This window comes from Chamaesiphon sp. (assembly GCF_041738855.1).
Taxonomy (GTDB): Bacteria; Cyanobacteriota; Cyanobacteriia; order Cyanobacteriales; family Chamaesiphonaceae; genus Chamaesiphon.
On record NZ_JBGSPA010000013.1, the window covers coordinates 1 to 17,473 of the forward strand.

Consider the following 17,473-nt stretch of genomic DNA (forward strand, 5'->3'; position numbering starts at 1 on the left):
TTACGGAACGCCTTCGATCATGGCATCGAAGATCGCCAGACGCGTTTGGCTGCGGGCAAACCCGCCCCAGGGACGATCGTGCTAGCAGCGAGTCAACGTAATGATGAGATTGTCATTACCATCTCCGACGATGGCGGTGGAATCGACTTCGATCGCATCCGCCATCGGTTGCAACAGATGGGTTTACCCCCTGAAGAAGTAGCAAAACTGCCCGAATCCCAATTACTAGACACCATCTTTGAGCCAGGTTTTAGTACCGCGACCAATCTCACCGAACTCTCTGGACGCGGGGTTGGTATGGATATCGTCCGCACGAATATCGAACAAATTCGCGGCAATATTCGCGTCAACACCCAACCTGGAGTAGGGACGAGCTTCATTATCCGCGTCCCCTTTATCCTCTCGATCGCCAAGGTTATGCTGCTAGAACGGGCGGGTTTTGTCTTTGCCGTGTCTGTCGATAGTATCAAGCAAACCATCCGCTTTCAGCCCGATTTAGCCACCGTAGGTGGTACGAAACTTGCTTGGCAATCCCAAGAAATCCCCCTAATTGCTCTAGAGCGAGGAGTTACCTTCGGGCGCAATCATCGCCCGTTTGAATTGCCTGGAACGCCCACCATCGACCAACCGACAGTACTAATCGTCGGCGACGATCGATCGACCGCCGCCTTTCACATCGATCGATTTTGGGGCGAACGAGAAGTAACTCTGCGATCGATCGATTGCCCGATGCCACTAACGCCAGGTTTCGGTAATTCGATGATTTTAGGCGATGGCCGCGTCGTCCCCCTCGTCGATCTGATCCAGTTAGCCGAGTGGATGTCGAGCGTCATTAGCTCTGAGACAACGCTAAATTCTCTCGCAGTTGATGGCTCAAATCGTCTTGCACCAGGATCGGGACAAAAGCAACCCGATACGATTTTGGTCATCGATGACTCGATCAATGTCCGGCGTTATTTAGCAGTAATGTTAGAAAAAGAAGGCTATCAAGTCGAACAAGCTAGCGATGGTCGCGATGCAGTTGATAAACTCCTGGGCGGGTTAGTAGTTCAAGCAGCCATCTGCGATATCGAGATGCCGCGCCTAGATGGTTATGGAGTACTTGAAACCTTGCGATCGCATGAAAATTTTGAAAAGTTACCGATTTTGATGCTAACCTCACGTAACAGCGAAAAGCATCGGATGTTAGCCATGAATTTAGGTGCTTCAGCCTATTTTTCCAAACCATATACCGAACCAGAGCTATTAGGAACGCTCAGATCTCTAGTTGAAATAGCAAATCCGAACGGACGTAATTGAAAGTTGACAGCGAAAAGTGCGGGAATAGGGCTTTACCCTGTCTTGTCGCACTTAGAGCAACCGCTAGGGCGATTAGGACATCTCGACCATTACGGCAATACCCAAGGACTTCTCCAACTCGACTTTAGCCATTAGAGGAGAAAGCGATCGAGAAATTACGCAACTTTATTATGCTTCCACAACAGCTTTTTTACATTAAAATGACTATTCAACTGTAACCGATTTTGCGAGGTTACGAGGCTGATCGACGTCTAGTCCGCGCATTGCGGCAATATGATAAGACATCAATTGCATCGGAATAACTGTGAGCACGGGTGATAATAATTCATCCACATCTGGCACAGGCAAAACTTTATCAAATATCTCTGCTGCATCCTTATCACTTGCTGCAACTACTCCATACAAATGTGAATCTCGCGCTTTGGCTTCTTGGGCGTTAGAAATAGCTTTCTCGTATACTTTCCCTGGCATCGTAATCGCAATTACGGGTACCTTAGCATCGAGTAGCGCGATCGGGCCGTGTTTCATCTCGCCAGAGGGATAACCTTCGGCATGGATGTAACTGATCTCTTTGAGTTTTAGGGCACCTTCGAGAGCGATCGGGAAGTTGATGCCGCGACCGAGGAAGATGGCATCATGGGTATCGAGGAAGCTGTGGGAGAGTTCTTCGATGTATTTTTCTTGGGTTTCTAAGATGACTTCGATTTGGGAAGGGAGGACTTTTAATCCGGCGATGATTTCGGACAAGCGATCGACCGTAATTGTCCCACGACGATGGGCGAGATCGAGCGAGAGGAAGTAAAACGCCATCAATTGACCCATGAAGGTTTTGGTGGCGGCTACGCCGATTTCCATGCCTGCGTGGGTGTCGATAACGCAATCAACAATGCGAGTGATGGCACTATCTGTCCGATTGGTGACGGCGAGGAGGCGGGAGTGATATTTAGGTGCTTTATCTTGGCGGCGGGATTTTTCGATTTCGACTGCGGCGAGGGTATCAGCGGTTTCACCTGATTGGGTAATCCCAATTGTGAGGGTATTCGCGATTAGTGGTGGGGGTGAGTAGCGAAATTCGGACGCATATTGGATTGCTGTGGGAATTTGGGCGAGTTCTTCGAGCAGATATTTACCAACCATTCCAGCGTGGAGGCTGGTACCACAGGCGACAATCTGGATATTTTCGAGATCGGTATAGATGGATGCGGGGAGATTGAGTTTGAAGGGAGATTTATTACTACTAAGAGTCCAATCAAGATCGAGATAGGCTTCGAGACAAGTTCTGACGACGGCTGGCTGTTCGTAGATTTCTTTTGCCATAAAGTGGCGGAAACCCTGTTTCTCAACGGCGATCGGATTCCAACTAATACTATGCGGCTTGCGGCGCACTTTGGCACCATCGAAGGTATAGACTTCTACTCCGTCTCTGGTGAGTCTTGCCATTTCGCCATTTTCTAACGGTAGGATAGTGCGAGTATATTGGACGATCGCAGGTGTGTCGGAAGCACAAAAATATTCGCCTTCACCGATGCCGATGACTAGGGGTGCTTGTTGTCTGGCTAAAATCATTTCGTCAGGATAGTCTGCCGAAATCACCGCGATCGCAAAGGCACCAGATAATTTGTGGACGGCTTGCTGCACTGCTACCATCAAGGTATCGGCACCGTCGGCAAAGCATTGACAAATGAGGTGGGGGATGACTTCGGTATCGGTTTCCGAGCGAAATTCATGTCCTTGTTTTTTTAATTCTTCGCGCAGTTCGCGGTAGTTCTCAATAATACCGTTCTGCACTACCGCCAGCCGTCGCTGGGTATCTGTGTGCGGGTGGGCGTTGTATTCTTCGGGCTTGCCATGTGTCGCCCAGCGCGTATGTCCGATCCCGATGGGTGAGTGGCTGGTTGCTAGCTCAATTTTCTCGCGGAGGTTGTGCAGCTTGCCTTTAGCCCGAATACAGTCGAGATTGCCTTCAATGATGGTTGCTACCCCTGCGGAGTCATAACCTCTGTATTCGAGTTTTTCCAATCCTGAGACTAGAATGGATTGGGCTGGTCGATCGCCAATATAGCCAACGATTCCGCACATACAGTTTAATTCTCCCGCAACAACGATCAGAGCTTTGGTGTATTCTTGGCAGGCTCACCACTGTTGAGCTTGACACCACTTTACTACTATAATCACCCAACTAGCGATCGAATGTAACAACTAGTGCAAAGTTCGTCCAAAGTTGTGAAGATCGTCCCCACAGCCACTGCTGCATCAGATTTTTCGCGACCAGCACAACTGGAGCGTAAAGACACCCAATGGTGTCCTCAGTCTCCAGATGACTAGTTGAGACTACTACTAGTATGCTAGACCCATGCTCCGAGTAGTTTCCGCGCCTAGATAGACGCGAATACTCAGGAAGTCTGTAGGGCAAGCAGTTTCACACCGTTTGCAGCCGATACAATCTTCCGTACGTGGTGAGGAGGCAATTTGAGAAGCCTTGCAGCCATCCCAAGGTACCATCTCTAGTACATCCGTAGGACAAGCCCGAACGCACTGAGTACAGCCAATACAGGTATCATAAATTTTGACACTATGAGACATAACAATCTTGCTCCCAACGATAAAGTTTTAGTTTTGCCAAAACTTAGAATCAATGCTTAGTTTACCGCAGGCGCAGATGCTAGTTATCACAAAGGCTACATAAGTTAAAGGTTTTTAACTTTTATTAGGAGCGCAACGACCGCAAACAACGGCGGTGCTACTGGTCATGTCTCGATTGAAGAGTACACAGTCGATCGTCAAGTTCGTGGGAAGCGGAATTTAGCTCTCAATCAGCGTTAAAATAGTGTGTAGTGGTCATCATGGAGATTTAATGAGGACAGCAGCATCTTTACTTACTGAAGTAATTTTGACCCAATCGGAAGAATTAGTTGCCAAAGTCTGGTTGGATTGGACTCCACAACCAGGCAACTATCTCGATGTCGATGGCAGGACTTATTCTGTCCTAGAGCGTCGTCACCGCTATCATCTAGAGTCTGGTAGCTATAAATTAAACAAAATAGTTGTCTACGTGCAGTCTGCTACTCGCCCAGACGAACAAAGTCTCGTTGATGGTCAATGGACGATTGGTGATGCTACTTGTCAGTACAATGCTCGATCGACCTTGCTCCGCTGCGCCGTTCATCCACATGGACCGTGTGAAGGGTGTCGGTTTAGGGATTAGGTGTTAGGCTTTAGGGATTGGATGGTGGTCAGTGACTACCATCTTCAAAAGGGTGGATCTTTTCTATGAAAAATCCACCCTTCTTGTATTTAACCTAAATCCTAACACCTAATAGACGCGCCCTGAAGGACTTGAACCCTCGACATTTGGTTTTGGAGACCAACGTTCTACCAACTGAACTAAGGACGCATGAATGATTGTGGATCGATCTTCCTGACCCTGTAGATTAGTATAGTACGAAACTAAAGTTTATGGTCAGGATACTTTGGCATGAATCAAATGATTATTCCAAAGGACGATCGAACCGCTGTTTGACGCGAGTTGCTTTACCAACGCGATCGCGAAGATAAAACAGTTTTGCACGACGGACTTTACCACGACGAATTACTTTGACGCTATCGATCTTGGGTGAGTGCAACAGGAATACCCGCTCCACACCAATACCTTGAAAGACACGCCGGACAGTAATCGTTTCGTTAATGCCACCATTACGAGTAGCAATGATGATGCCTTCGTAAGGCTGAACCCGTTCTTTGTTACCTTCTTGAATTTTTACGCCCACACGGACGGTGTCGCCCACGTGAAGGGTGGGCAGATCGGATTTTAGATACTCCGCTTCGATCGAGCGAATAATTTCCTGAGCTTTCATGTGGTTTGAAAAAATTCACAGACTCTCATCATACCAGACGAACGTGAATTTGGCTAGGATATTTTTCCTGATGTCAAATTAGATATCCAGGGTAGGTGGTGGATGGTGAATCGATCGCGTCTATTTCTGGGGTGGGGGGAGTAGTTGTGGCACAACATAGGCAGATCGGGCACAAAGAAGGGCGACAACCTCTGAGTAATAGCTGAACCTCGATCGATTGCCGCCCTACTTTGTCCAATTATTTGAGCCAAACTGTTAACATATTATTTTATCCTAGCTCTGTAGATGTTATGCCTCTAGATAGTCTCTTCTCGACCCAAGGGATCATGGTGATGCTGCTAGCAGCCTATGCTGGGGCGATGTGGTTGTTTCTCTCTAGTGCCCCCAAGGTATATACGGTGATGGTGTCCGATCTCCAAGTGGCGCGGGATTTGTATGAAGGATTGTTGAATCTGCCGATCGCGCAGGTGCCACTCCACTATTACTATGATTACGAGCAGACGATCGGGACTGCGGGGATCGATCCGATGTATTTGGCTGCGCCGATGGGGAGAGCGAGTGTGCGCGGGATGAAAGGCGCGGAAGGATTATGGTATCAGCTCAAGAAGAATGCCCAACTGCATGTGATTGATGGGACTAGCCTGGGCGAGAAAAATCGTCAGCGACACGTTTGTTTCGATCGCGACTGTCTGGAGCAAATCTTGATGCGGATTCAAACCCGTGGCGTCAAGCACAAGATTCGGAATGAGAAGCCACTGAACTTTTTGGTGAAGGATTATGACGGGCGGACGATCGAAATGGCTGAGGCAGCGAATTAGGAAGTTGACAGTTGATAGTTGATGGCGAAATTGTGAGAGTGAATTTCGATCGCAATCGAAATCCCGTGTTACCCCACCCCAGAGCCAGTAGGGTGGGCACTGCCCACCAGCTAGGTTTTAGGCATAATCTAGTTGATAAATAATTGCACCTACTTAGTCGATCGAAACTTCGTTAACTGGCAATCTCCGATCGCCCAAAAAAACCAGGTAGGGCAATTCATGAATTGCCCTACCTGGTTTATGGTGATATGGTGACGATCTCCTCGCGAGATTTAGACTTCTTCTACTTCGACTGCATCGACATCTACAGCATCGACATCTAGTAAGTCCTCTTCGCCATTGGAAGCTGGGACGATCGCGACTGCCATGATGGCATCATCATCATCTAGCTTCTGGACGCGTACGCCTGTTGCCATACGGGATTGGGACGAGATGGCATCGATCGCTTGGCGGATGATAATGCCGCGATTGGTGACAATCATCATTTCCTCGTCGGAATTGACTACCCGTAGGGCGGCTAACCTGTCGCCTTTTTTGCGGAACTTGATCGCCAGTACGCCCATCCCCGCCCGATTTTGGAGCCGGAACTGAGTCACTGGTACCCGTTTGCCGAGTCCACCTGTAGTAACTACCAAGATCCACGGCCCTTCACCTGCTGGCACTGCGACATCTTCGGTCACAGTATCATCGATATCATCGACGCCAGGATCTTCACTCGCCGCCACCATCTGGGCGATGACTTGGCTGGGCAAGATATCCATGCTGATTAGCTCATCGCCCTTTTTGAGTGACATTGATTTGACACCGCGTGTAGCACGTCCCAATGGGCGGAGCTGATCGCGATCGGTTCGGAAATGGATCGTCATCCCATTGCGGGTACCGATAATCGCACTATCAGTCTCTTTAGCACGACGTACCCACCGTAAGCCGTCCCCATCTTCCAGTGAGATGGCAATCAGACCATTAGCACGGACGCTGGCAAATGCCGAGATCGCGGTCTTTTTGATGAAGCCCTTCTGAGTGAGCATGATCAGGTATTCATCATCGCTAAATTCGCTCACAGGTACCACTGAGGTGATCTTTTCCTCGCGGGGAATTGGCAACATTTGGACGATCGGAATGCCTCGGGCGGTGCGGGAAGAGACGGGGATTTGGTAGGCTTTGACTGTATATACTACCCCGCGATCGCTAAATAGCAGGATCGTATCGTGGTCGCAGCAGGTGAGGAAATGCTCGATCGCATCTTCTTCTTTCATCCCTGTCCCTTTTTTACCACGCGTAGCACGGCTTTGAGTCTCAAAGGTACTGACGGGCATCCGTTTGATATAGCCCTGCTCGGTGACGAGGATCAGGGACTTCTCATTGGCGATGAGGTCGGTATCTTCTAAGTCTCCCTCGTTATGCTCGATCAGGGTGCGACGAGGGGTAGCAAAAGTGGTCTTAATTTCGGCGATTTCAGTCTGGATGATGTCTAGAATCCGTTCCCGCCGCGCGAGAATATCTTTGAGATCGGTAATCTTGATTGTCAGCTCTTCATGCTCTAAGCGGATTTTGTCAGCTTCTAGAGCTGTCAGCCGCCGTAGCTGCATTTGCAGGATGGCATCGGATTGAAAATCAGACAGTTCAAATCTTTCGATCATCTCCTGTTTGGCTGTGGCTGAGTCCGCCGCACCCCGAATCAAGCGAATTACGGCATCGAGGTTGGCTAGTGCAATTAATAAACCGCCCAACAGGTGATCGCGCTCTTCAGCTTTGCGTAGCTCGTAACGAGTCCGACGCGTAATTGATTCGATCCGAAAATCGAGGAAGACAGTGAGGAATTTTTTGAGCGTCAGGAGCTGGGGTTCGCCATTTACCAACGCCAGCATGTTGCAACCAAAGTTGGTTTGGATGGGCGTTTGTTTGTAAAGATTATTTAAAACTACGCGGGGGTAGGCGTCTCGCTTGAGTTCGATCACGATCCGCATCCCATCGCGATCGCTTTCATCTCGAATGTCGGAGATCCCCTCTAGTTTGTGGTCGTTAACCATTTCGGCGATCCGTTCGATCAGCGCAGCCTTATTTGTCTGGAAGGGCAATTCTGTAATAATAATCGCTTCGCGATCGGGTCGTCCTTTATATTCTAATGTTTCAATATTGGCAACCCCGCGCATGACGATCGATCCGCGTCCAGTCGCGTAAGCTTCCTTGATCGGTGATGTGCCGAGGATCTGCGCGCCCGTAGGAAAATCAGGACCAGGAATATATTGCATCAATTCCATATCCGTAATCTCAGGATTGTGGATCAACGCCACCACCCCATCGATCAATTCGCCCAAGTTGTGCGGTGGGATATTTGTCGCCATCCCGACGGCAATCCCCGACGAACCATTGAGTAATAGCTGCGGAATCCTCGCTGGTAATACAGTTGGTTCCTGTTGCGAACCGTCAAAGTTATCGGCAAAGTCTACCGTTTCCGCTTCGATGTCCCGCAACACCGCATCCATCGTCAATGCTTGCAGGCGACACTCGGTATACCGCATCGCCGCTGGTGGATCGTTATCGACCGAACCAAAGTTACCATGTCCGTTGATCAACGGATTTCGCATCGAAAAATCTTGAGCCATCCGCACCAGCGCGTCATACACGGCTGTATCACCGTGAGGATGGTATTTACCCAGCACTTCCCCGACTACCCGCGCGCACTTTCTGAACGGCCGATCTGCTGTCAAACCCAATTCGTGCATCGCATACAGGATGCGGCGGTGGACTGGTTTCAAGCCGTCTCTGGCATCGGGAAGTGCCCGCCCTACGATTACGCTCATCGCGTATTCCAGGTAAGAGCGCGACATCTCAAGTCGTAGATCTGTAGGGACGATTCGCTCTTGGGAAGTTGTCATGAATTGCTCCGTTTGGCTTGCTGATTGTACCTAGTGGCTAGTTCAATTTTATCACATTTAGGGGGGTACGTGTACGCTAGCGATCGTGGCTACAGGGCTTGCTGGATGATGGATGGGACGATCGCCAGACAACTCATCAATTGAGTGAGATAATAAATTGGCGAGATTGCTGGATAAGATAAAGCCTTGGGAATATTTTCCGCCGATAGTAGCGCGATCGGTTCGGTATCCCTCAATAAATAATCCTTGTTATAATAGATATCGATCCAAACTTCGATCGACCTTCAGGTTGTCAACTTGCCATCCGATCTGGCACTCTTCCACTCACAGATCGGGCGACACTCATCCACCGTAGCGGCAACGTCCGATCGGCATAAGGTAATCGGTGATACATAAATAAAGTTTGAATCCTGCTACAAGCTATAGGTCGAGATCGACAATAGCATTGATATCTGAGCCAATACTCAGCAGCCGATTCGCCCTTACCGACGCTATTTGTACCGAGCGGAGTCGAACCACACCACAGCTCAATCGAGCAAGATATTATCTACATCTACCGATCGTCTCCCCGCACTACATAACTATGAACCACACAGATCATCATTGGCGTATGGAAAATTCCACCACTTCGACTGCTGCTAACCAGGAACCATATCTAGGCCCTCGCTGGTTGGTAGAAGAACGAGATGCTTGTGGAGTGGGGTTTATTGCTTGTCCAGCGGGAGAAACTAGTCATCAGCTGATCGCGCAAACGCTGGCAGCTTTGACTTGTATGGAGCATCGCGGTGGTTGTAGTGCAGATCGGGATTCTGGTGATGGTGCGGGGATTTTGACACAGATTCCGTGGGCATTATTCGATCTGGAGCAGGTAACTGTAGATCGATCCCAGTTGGCTGTAGGGATGATTTTCTTGCCTCAAGATCTAACAAAACGGGCTGTTGCCAAGAGCATTGTTGCGGATGTCATCGCTCAGGAACAGTGTCAATTAATCGGTTGGCGCGAGGTGCCAGTTAAGCCAGAGACTTTAGGTACTCAAGCGCGGGAAAATCAGCCCCATATCGAGCAGCTAGTTCTGGCTGGCAATACCACAGGGGATGAACTAGAGCGTCAGCTGTACATGGTGCGCCGGAAGATCGTCAAGGTGATGCAAGCAGAAGGTACTATCAAGCCTGGAGATGATTTTTATATCTGCTCGTTGTCGAGTCGGACGATCGTCTACAAAGGGATGGTACGATCGGCGGTATTGGGTGAGTTTTATAGTGACTTAACTAACCCTGAGTTTACGGCAGCGTTTGCGGTGTATCACCGACGGTTTAGTACCAATACCTTGCCCAAATGGCCATTGGCGCAACCAATGCGGATGTTGGGGCACAATGGCGAGATTAATACGCTATTAGGCAATATTAATGGGATGACGGCGCGGGAAAGCGATCTCAATCATCCGCTGTGGAACGAGCGGTTGCGCGAGTTACAGCCGATTTTGAATCTGGATAATAGCGATTCGGGGACATTAGATAATGTCTTGGAATTACTAGTGCGCTCGGGGCGCAGTCCGATCGAAGGGCTGACAATCATGGTACCAGAAGCGTACAAAAATCAGCCGGATTTAGATAATTATCCCGAAATTACCGACTTTTACGAATACTATTCGGGATTGCAAGAAGCTTGGGATGGCCCCGCGTTGATCTCGTTTAGCGATGGTAAAGTAGTGGGCGCAACGCTCGATCGCAATGGTTTGCGTCCGGCGCGGTATTGTATTACCAAGGATGGTTATCTCTATGTTGGCTCCGAAGCTGGAGTTGTCGATTTACCTGTGGAGGAAATCATCGAAAAAGGTCGCCTCGGCCCTGGTGAGACGATCGTTGTAGACTTAGAAACTAAGGAAATTCTCCACAACTGGGAAGTTAAACAGCGGATCGCCCAAGCGCATCCTTATGGTGCATGGTTGAAAGAGCATCGCCAAACCCTCGTTACTCAACCATTTGAAGCTAGCTGTCGGATCGAATCGGCGAACTTGCTCAAGCAGCAGACGGCATTTGGTTACACCGAAGAAGATGTCGCGATGATCGTCAATGATATGGCAGAAAATGGCAAAGAGCCGACTTTCTGCATGGGCGACGATATTCCCCTCGCCGTATTATCCGAAAAAGCGCATCCTTTATACGACTACTTTAAACAACGCTTCGCGCAGGTAACTAACCCCGCGATCGATCCATTGCGCGAAAAATTAGTGATGTCGCTCGATGTCAGCCTGGGTAAAAAAGGCAATTTGCTCGAGGCCAAACCCGAACATGCGGGGATGTTGAAGTTAACTAGTCCCCTCTTAAATGAGGCGGAATTAGAAGTAATTAAAGCATCCTCATTGGGAACCGAATTTATCTCCACACTTTATCCCGTTAATGATGGCGTAGGGGGATTGAAACTCGCGATCGATAAATTGTGTACCGCTGCCCTCGAAGCTGTCAAAACAGGTAAACAAATCATCATCCTCAGCGATTGGACGAATGATGGTTTAAATGACGAAATTACCTACGTTCCCCCGTTGGTAGCTGTCGGCGCAGTTCACCATTTTCTGACCGCTCAAGGTTTACGTGCGCGGGTATCTCTGGTTGTCGATACCGCACAATGTTGGAGTACCCACCATTTCGCCTGTCTGATTGGCTTCGGTGCATCTGCTATTTGTCCATATCTTGCTTGGGAATCCGTTCGCAGTTGGTGGTGTGGTTCCAAAACTCAAGCCGCAATTGGACGGGGCGAACTGGATATTACTATTGATAAAGCGCAGGCTAACTATCGGAAAGCGATCGAAGATGGCTTGCTCAAAATCCTCTCAAAAATGGGCATCTCCCTATTATCATCCTACCAAGGAGCGCAGATCTTTGAAGCGATCGGCATCGGGCGCGAAGTCCTCGATGTTGCCTTCAAAGGCACAACTTCCCGCATCGGCGGCTTAACGATGGCAGATGTGGCGCAGGAAACCATGACTTTCCACCACAAAGCCTTCCCCAAAGAGCTGAAGAAACTCGAAAACCTCGGCTTCTTCAACTACCGCCCCAGTGGTGAGTACCACATGAATAGCCCCCAACTGGCTAAAGCTCTCCACAAAGCGGTAGATGCTTACTCCACGCAGGATGGTTACGACCACTATGAGACCTATAAAAAATATCTCCAGGATCGCCCCTTAACGGCTCTGCGCGACCTGTTAGACTTCAAATCCGATCGTAACTCCATTTCTCTCGATGAAGTCGAGCCTGTGACTGATATCGTCAAGCGTTTCTGTACGGGCGGCATGTCCCTCGGCGCACTCTCCCGCGAAGCCCATGAAGTCCTAGCGATCGCCATGAATCGGATCGGCGCGAAATCCAATAGCGGCGAAGGCGGCGAAGATCCCGTGCGTTATAAAACGATCGATGATGCCGTCGAAGGTAAATCCGCGATCCTCCCCCACCTCAAAGGCTTGCGAAATGGCGACATTGCTAAAAGCGCGATCGTCCAAATCGCATCGGGACGATTTGGTGTCACCCCGCAATTCCTGATGAACGGCAAACAAATCGAGATCAAACTCGCCCAGGGAGCCAAGCCAGGTGAAGGCGGACAATTGCCAGGGCCAAAAGTCAGCCAATACATCGCCATGCTCCGCCGCTCGAAACCAGGCGTGATGCTGATTTCACCCCCACCCCACCATGATATCTACTCGATCGAAGATCTAGAGCAACTAATCCACGATCTCCACCAAATCAACCCCAAAGCCGCCGTCTCCGTCAAACTAGTCGCCGAAATCGGTATTGGCACGATCGCCGCCGGAGTCGCCAAAGCCAACGCCGACATCATCCAAATCTCTGGACACGACGGCGGTACGGGAGCATCCCCCCTCTCCAGCATCAAACACGCAGGCAGCCCCTGGGAACTAGGTTTGAGCGAGGTTCACAGCGTCCTGATGAATAATAACTTGCGCGATCGAGTCCTCCTCCGCGTTGATGGTGGCTTAAAATCAGGTTGGGACATCATCATCGCCGCCCTGATGGGAGCCGAAGAATACGGCTTCGGATCGATCGCGATGATTGCCGAAGGCTGTATCATGGCACGAGTCTGTCACACCAACAAATGTCCCGTCGGAGTAGCCTCCCAGCGCGAAGATCTCCGCGCTCGGTTCCCAGGCATCCCCGAACAAGTCGTCAACTTCTTCCTGTTCATCGCCGAAGAAGTCCGCAGCATCTTGGCGCGGCTCGGCTACAAGTCGCTCAACGACTTAATTGGACGTGCGGATCTCTTTACCCTCCGCCCCGAAGCGAAGCTAACTAAAGTCGCCGCAATTAATCTCGACTGTTTGACTCAATTGCCAGATACTAAACTCGATCGATCCTTCCTAATCCACGGCAACATCCATACCAATGGTGCCGTTTTGGATGATGAAATTCTAGCAGATGTAGATATTCGGCACGCGATCGACAATCAAGGCATCGCCACCAAATCCTATAACGTCGTGAATACCGACAGATCGATCGGTGCCCGTATTTCCGGCGCAATTGCCCTCAAATACGGCGACAGCGCATTTGAAGGACAACTCACCCTCAACTTCCAGGGAGCAGCCGGACAAAGCTTCGGCGCATTCAACCATGAAGGAGTCAGCCTGATCCTCACAGGCGAAAGCAACGACTACGTAGGCAAAGGCATCAACGGCGGCGAAATCGTGATCAAACCCTACACAGGCACCATCTTCGACACCAGCCGCAACGTAATTATCGGCAACACCTGCCTCTACGGAGCCACAGGCGGCTACCTCTATGCCAACGGACGCGCAGGCGAACGCTTTGCCGTCCGCAACTCTCGCGCCACCGCCGTAGTCGAAGGCACAGGCGACCACTGTTGCGAATACATGACAGGCGGAGTAGTAGTAGTCCTGGGACAAGTCGGACGCAACGTCGGCGCAGGGATGACAGGCGGTTTGGGTTATTTCCTCGATGAAGATGACACATTCATCGCCAAAATCAATCCTGAAATCGTCAAATGGCAACGGGTACAAACAGCCGCAGGCGAGCAGCAATTGAAGGATCTCATTGCGGCGCATGGTGCGAAAACGGGGAGTCAGAAGGCACAGGAAATCTTGAGTCGGTGGGCGGAGTATCTGCCTAAGTTCTGGCAGTTAGTTCCTCCTTCGGAGGCGGAAACACCAGAAGCCAGTGCGAAGCAGGCTGTGAGTGCTTAATCGCCCTTAACAAGGGTAACTTATAATAAGGGGACTCCATTGGGGGTCTCTTTTTTATTTATTGTTGAGCGATTCTCTCTAGCTACAATTTCCTTTTAATCTATTGACTATGAATAACTCATCCTTTGAAAATTTGCTAGATATATTTTCGAGAGCAGGGAAATATCCCGAACTAGTGGCAGAGTTTCATCTTCTTAACTCAGAAAATAAAAAGACAAGGCAAGAAGCCGAAGAAGAACTTTTCAGACGAAGTTATCACCAGGGCGATATAGGTGTAGTAGCACCGTTCGTCATACCATTCTTTATAGATCGCTTAGATCGGGAGATGAATTTAAGAATTTTAGAATCTTTGTTGATAGAATTAGGTTGTTTGGCAAGTGGCTCTTCACGCAATATAAATCTAGAGAATTGCGAAGAGGAATATACGGAAGAAGAGAAAATACAAATAACAGAGGCACTAGCCTTATTTGCAGAAACTCAAAGTGCGCTTTCCGATGGAGTAGCCCGATATTTTTATTTACTTAATCATGATTCAGTATTTATTAGAAATAGTACCATCTATCTTTTGATGTATTGTCAATTTCAATTAGAAAATATTGTTCAGATATTCTACTCAACCTTTCAGCTAGAAAATCATGAGGATATTAAGTCTTTAATTGTATTTGGGTTGGTGATTTTAAGCGATAGAAACTGTCTGGAGATAGATACTGTTTTCCTGAGCGACATCCTAATTTCTTCAGCAACAGATTCAGTTAAGCTATCAGCAGCTATTGCCTTAGCACATGTTGAAGAAGAAAATATTAGCGGAATAGCATTCGCTCGATTACTAGAGCTAAGTAAGAAAGATGGTCTGTGGGAACATATTCGAGTTCACGAATCTGCATTACCTTTCCATATATTACATTTTGTCGATCGACTGAATGATGAGCAAACATTTCAGCTAGTTGAGGCAATGATGCAAGGATGGGGTTTAGATGATTCTGTAGACGATCTAATATTACTCGTTTTCAAATGTGATGATGACGATGATTTCTGGCAAGAAAGAGAGATTGATAGCATATCGAAGTTACAGTTATCTTTCCTCCAGAAAGTAGCTTCAACCGACAATGTTTCCTATAGCAGCACTCTTGGTAATCTTTTGATGACATTTGGACTAAGAGGTGATGATGAACAAAACAGAGAAAAACTAATAGAATTATTGAATAGATAATTAAAATTATGAATTCGGATTAACAGTATGAATTCAACAGATGATTTTGACGAACTGGATTATCCAACCTGGCTTTACCGAGAGCTAGTTGAAGATTATCTCCCTTGGGAACAAGGCATGAAAATAAACTTTACAGAATTCAATAAAAAATATACTCTACATGATTCTGGTTGGATTGGGGTATTTTTTAATGTTGCTTACGAACAAACCGCAACTTTAGCGATTCGGTGGGATGCTGTATGGCTGCCTGATGAGATCGCAAAAAGTACCTCTATCGTGAGTGATTGGCCATATTTGTTTATTCAATTGAAAAATATCAAGCAGTTCAGCACAAGTAATTATGACGATATTGGGAGTTTACCTAGATCGATCTTTGGTTGTGAAATTGAAGAAATAGATGGAAAGAAGTTTTTAGCAATCGATGATGTATTTGGAGGACAAATCAACATCATTTATCAAGGAGAAGAAACTTTTTTAGCAATGGAGAAGGATAAGCGTGTATTGTCGATTTGAGTTCGAGACTATACTTGAGATCTATCCTAAACAAGAATCTGGTACATTGAGTTGTCGATCAATCGAGTTTATAATGGGACACACCCGATCGAAACACAAGTTAAAATAGATACAAGTATTCAGAGGTAGAAAGATGAGTCCTCAATTGCAACAAGTACTAATCGAGATCGATCGATTGTCATCAACAGAACAGATTCAAGTCATCGAATATATTAATACCAGACAACGAAGCTCATTATTAGAAACTATTACAAACCTTCGATCGCAACAAGAATCATTCAAGACACCAGAAGAAATCGATGCTGAAATTCTTGAAGAAAAAGCAACATGGACAAATTGAATATACCGCAGGGTAGTAGAGTATATCTCGACTCATCAATGCTCTCTCCTACTGAAGCTGCTATACCAATGAGTAAACTAACAGATTATAGAAATCATAAATCGCGATAAACTTCGCGTCTATGTCTGACATGATAAATTAAGATCCGGCAGGTATCTACATCGACCTCATACACAATTCGGTAATCACCAACCCTAATTCGATATAGTCGGTCGCTCCCTTTCAACTTAATAGACTGAGGTGGAAAAGGATCTTTAGCTAATTCTTCAATCCTTGGTAAAATCCGGCTGGCATTATCTGGCGACAGCTTCCGAAAATCCTTGCGTACTGATGGCTGAAATTCGATTTCATAAGATTCCATCTTCTTTTAACCATTCTTGCATATTTGCTAGGCTGACTGGCTGTTCGGTACGACGTTCGGCAACAATAGCGAGATCGTGGAGATCTTCTAACATTTGTTCGTATTGTTCGATCGATAATATGATGGCAGTCTTATTTCCTTCGGCATCAATGATGTACTGTTCTTTTACGGGTGTACTCATATTGACTATGACGATCGAATCGATCGGTTTATGCTGTATTTATATTATGCTCGATCGAAGCGATCTCATATCAATTGTGACTAAAATAAAATTAGACCAGATGAACGATCCCTAAACTGATTTCTATACCTAGCTTGGAACATAGCTTATAATAGTAGAATCGAGATTCGAGCGTAGTATCGACAGAATAACGGAGATATTGACAGACGGAAGCAGCCTTTTCCCCCGAACTAGAGCTTTCGCAAGAGAAAGACACCCACAAGCAAGAAATACAAGAGAAAGAGATCGAGACTATCCTTGCCCAGATTGGACTCAGCGATCTTCACATTCAAGCAGATCAGGCAGAGACCGATCGATTGAAAGTAGATACAAGAAAGATGATTGCCAACTTAACATCACTCATCAAATAGAGATCGATCCTAGACAATAATTTGGTGCTTTGAGTTGTCGATCGATCTCAAAGTATTGCAGTAGGTAAATCGAGTAGACTAAGAGAATAGATTATTGCATCATGGAGACAATAATATGACATTAGCTGAAGTACTTCCTAGGGCGCGGCAACTCTCCGCTGCCGAAAAACTCAAACTAATTCGGATTCTCGCAGAAGACTTAGACACCACCGAGGATATTTCACCACTAGAACCATTCAAAACATACGATCTGCCTACACCCGGCTCTCTCGTAGTTACGGTTATAATTTAAACTTATTAAAGTAAGCGGAGCGAATGCGGAGATTACTTTAATAAGCAAGCTAACAGCTTTTCTCTCATGAGACTAAAACTTTTAAATCCATAACTTTGACGTAGAATCAA

15 protein-coding genes and 1 tRNA gene are annotated in these 17,473 nt (G+C 47.5%); 8 read left to right on the forward strand and 8 right to left on the reverse strand.

Annotated elements, in window-relative coordinates; genetic code table 11:
- On the forward strand, nucleotides 1-1,299 hold a 1,299-nt coding region (locus tag ACEW9I_RS02040; RefSeq protein ID WP_373538713.1), incomplete at its 5' end, for a response regulator.
- Between the two features lie 204 nt (nucleotides 1,300-1,503).
- On the opposite strand, the gene glmS is transcribed toward ACEW9I_RS02040, so the two are convergent.
- On the reverse strand, nucleotides 1,504-3,378 hold the full coding sequence (gene glmS, locus ACEW9I_RS02045; protein ID WP_373538714.1) for a glutamine--fructose-6-phosphate transaminase (isomerizing): 1,875 nt from the start codon (nucleotides 3,376-3,378) through the stop codon (nucleotides 1,504-1,506).
- Nucleotides 3,379-3,636: 258 nt separating this feature from the next.
- Entirely contained in the window at nucleotides 3,637-3,882 is a 246-nt protein-coding gene (psaC, locus tag ACEW9I_RS02050) for a photosystem I iron-sulfur center protein PsaC (RefSeq protein WP_373538715.1), read from the reverse strand.
- 271 nt (nucleotides 3,883-4,153) lie between these two features.
- Between psaC and ACEW9I_RS02055 the strand changes: the two genes are divergently transcribed.
- Nucleotides 4,154-4,504 (forward strand): DUF6464 family protein, encoded by a 351-nt coding sequence (locus tag ACEW9I_RS02055; RefSeq protein ID WP_373538716.1) that lies wholly within the window; start codon nucleotides 4,154-4,156, stop codon nucleotides 4,502-4,504.
- A gap of 116 nt (nucleotides 4,505-4,620) precedes the next feature.
- Here ACEW9I_RS02055 and ACEW9I_RS02060 read toward each other — a convergent pair.
- A tRNA-Trp gene (locus ACEW9I_RS02060) sits at nucleotides 4,621-4,693 on the reverse strand.
- A 94-nt stretch (nucleotides 4,694-4,787) separates the two neighbouring features.
- Nucleotides 4,788-5,153 carry a 50S ribosomal protein L19 gene (gene rplS, locus ACEW9I_RS02065; RefSeq protein WP_106301592.1) on the reverse strand — a complete coding sequence of 122 codons (366 nt, stop codon included), beginning with the start codon at nucleotides 5,151-5,153 and terminating at the stop codon, nucleotides 4,788-4,790.
- Between the two features lie 290 nt (nucleotides 5,154-5,443).
- Between rplS and ACEW9I_RS02070 the strand changes: the two genes are divergently transcribed.
- Entirely contained in the window at nucleotides 5,444-5,971 is a 528-nt protein-coding gene (locus ACEW9I_RS02070; protein ID WP_373538717.1) for a glyoxalase-like domain protein, read from the forward strand.
- 272 nt (nucleotides 5,972-6,243) lie between these two features.
- Here ACEW9I_RS02070 and gyrA read toward each other — a convergent pair whose 3' ends face one another.
- Nucleotides 6,244-8,850, reverse strand: a complete 2,607-nt coding sequence (gene gyrA, locus ACEW9I_RS02075; protein WP_373538718.1) for a DNA gyrase subunit A — start codon at nucleotides 8,848-8,850, stop codon at nucleotides 6,244-6,246.
- 89 nt (nucleotides 8,851-8,939) lie between these two features.
- Nucleotides 8,940-9,086, reverse strand: coding sequence for a hypothetical protein (locus ACEW9I_RS02080; RefSeq protein ID WP_373538719.1), 147 nt, complete (start codon nucleotides 9,084-9,086; stop codon nucleotides 8,940-8,942).
- Nucleotides 9,087-9,460: 374 nt separating this feature from the next.
- On the opposite strand from ACEW9I_RS02080, the gene gltB reads away from it, so the two are divergent.
- The 4 genes from gltB (at nucleotide 9,461) to ACEW9I_RS02100 (ending at nucleotide 16,119) form a co-directional block, all read left to right on the forward strand.
- Nucleotides 9,461-14,056 (forward strand): glutamate synthase large subunit, encoded by a 4,596-nt coding sequence (gltB, locus tag ACEW9I_RS02085; protein WP_373538720.1) that lies wholly within the window; start codon nucleotides 9,461-9,463, stop codon nucleotides 14,054-14,056.
- 109 nt (nucleotides 14,057-14,165) lie between these two features.
- Complete coding sequence (locus ACEW9I_RS02090; RefSeq protein WP_373538721.1) at nucleotides 14,166-15,266, forward strand: hypothetical protein; 1,101 nt, start codon at nucleotides 14,166-14,168, stop codon at nucleotides 15,264-15,266.
- Nucleotides 15,267-15,293: 27 nt separating this feature from the next.
- Nucleotides 15,294-15,779, forward strand: coding sequence for a hypothetical protein (locus ACEW9I_RS02095; protein ID WP_373538722.1), 486 nt, complete (start codon nucleotides 15,294-15,296; stop codon nucleotides 15,777-15,779).
- 133 nt (nucleotides 15,780-15,912) lie between these two features.
- Entirely contained in the window at nucleotides 15,913-16,119 is a 207-nt protein-coding gene (locus tag ACEW9I_RS02100) for a hypothetical protein (protein WP_373538723.1), read from the forward strand.
- Nucleotides 16,120-16,213: 94 nt separating this feature from the next.
- Here the strand turns inward: ACEW9I_RS02100 and ACEW9I_RS02105 are convergent, their stop codons facing one another.
- Nucleotides 16,214-16,480 (reverse strand): type II toxin-antitoxin system RelE/ParE family toxin, encoded by a 267-nt coding sequence (locus ACEW9I_RS02105; RefSeq protein WP_373538724.1) that lies wholly within the window; start codon nucleotides 16,478-16,480, stop codon nucleotides 16,214-16,216.
- On the reverse strand, nucleotides 16,467-16,661 hold the full coding sequence (locus ACEW9I_RS02110; RefSeq protein WP_373538725.1) for a hypothetical protein: 195 nt from the start codon (nucleotides 16,659-16,661) through the stop codon (nucleotides 16,467-16,469). The genes ACEW9I_RS02105 and ACEW9I_RS02110 overlap by 14 nt, the downstream gene beginning before the upstream one ends.
- Nucleotides 16,662-17,186: 525 nt before the next feature.
- Between ACEW9I_RS02110 and ACEW9I_RS02115 the strand changes: the two genes are divergently transcribed.
- Nucleotides 17,187-17,363, forward strand: coding sequence for a hypothetical protein (locus ACEW9I_RS02115; protein WP_373538726.1), 177 nt, complete (start codon nucleotides 17,187-17,189; stop codon nucleotides 17,361-17,363).
- The last annotated feature ends 110 nt before the right edge of the window (nucleotides 17,364-17,473 follow it).

What these genes read in the sequence shown, in the direction of transcription:
- glmS (WP_373538714.1), bottom strand. Translation starts at nt 3,378, where the DNA reads ATGTGCGGAATCGTTGGCTATATTGGCGATCGACCAGCCCAATCCATT.
- psaC (WP_373538715.1), bottom strand. Translation starts at nt 3,882, where the DNA reads ATGTCTCATAGTGTCAAAATTTATGATACCTGTATTGGCTGTACTCAG.
- ACEW9I_RS02055 (WP_373538716.1), top strand. Translation starts at nt 4,154, where the DNA reads ATGAGGACAGCAGCATCTTTACTTACTGAAGTAATTTTGACCCAATCG.
- rplS (WP_106301592.1), bottom strand. Translation starts at nt 5,153, where the DNA reads ATGAAAGCTCAGGAAATTATTCGCTCGATCGAAGCGGAGTATCTAAAA.
- ACEW9I_RS02070 (WP_373538717.1), top strand. Translation starts at nt 5,444, where the DNA reads ATGCCTCTAGATAGTCTCTTCTCGACCCAAGGGATCATGGTGATGCTG.
- gyrA (WP_373538718.1), bottom strand. Translation starts at nt 8,850, where the DNA reads ATGACAACTTCCCAAGAGCGAATCGTCCCTACAGATCTACGACTTGAG.
- gltB (WP_373538720.1), top strand. Translation starts at nt 9,461, where the DNA reads ATGGAAAATTCCACCACTTCGACTGCTGCTAACCAGGAACCATATCTA.
- ACEW9I_RS02090 (WP_373538721.1), top strand. Translation starts at nt 14,166, where the DNA reads ATGAATAACTCATCCTTTGAAAATTTGCTAGATATATTTTCGAGAGCA.
- ACEW9I_RS02095 (WP_373538722.1), top strand. Translation starts at nt 15,294, where the DNA reads ATGAATTCAACAGATGATTTTGACGAACTGGATTATCCAACCTGGCTT.
- ACEW9I_RS02100 (WP_373538723.1), top strand. Translation starts at nt 15,913, where the DNA reads ATGAGTCCTCAATTGCAACAAGTACTAATCGAGATCGATCGATTGTCA.
- ACEW9I_RS02105 (WP_373538724.1), bottom strand. Translation starts at nt 16,480, where the DNA reads ATGGAATCTTATGAAATCGAATTTCAGCCATCAGTACGCAAGGATTTT.
- ACEW9I_RS02110 (WP_373538725.1), bottom strand. Translation starts at nt 16,661, where the DNA reads ATGAGTACACCCGTAAAAGAACAGTACATCATTGATGCCGAAGGAAAT.
- ACEW9I_RS02115 (WP_373538726.1), top strand. Translation starts at nt 17,187, where the DNA reads ATGACATTAGCTGAAGTACTTCCTAGGGCGCGGCAACTCTCCGCTGCC.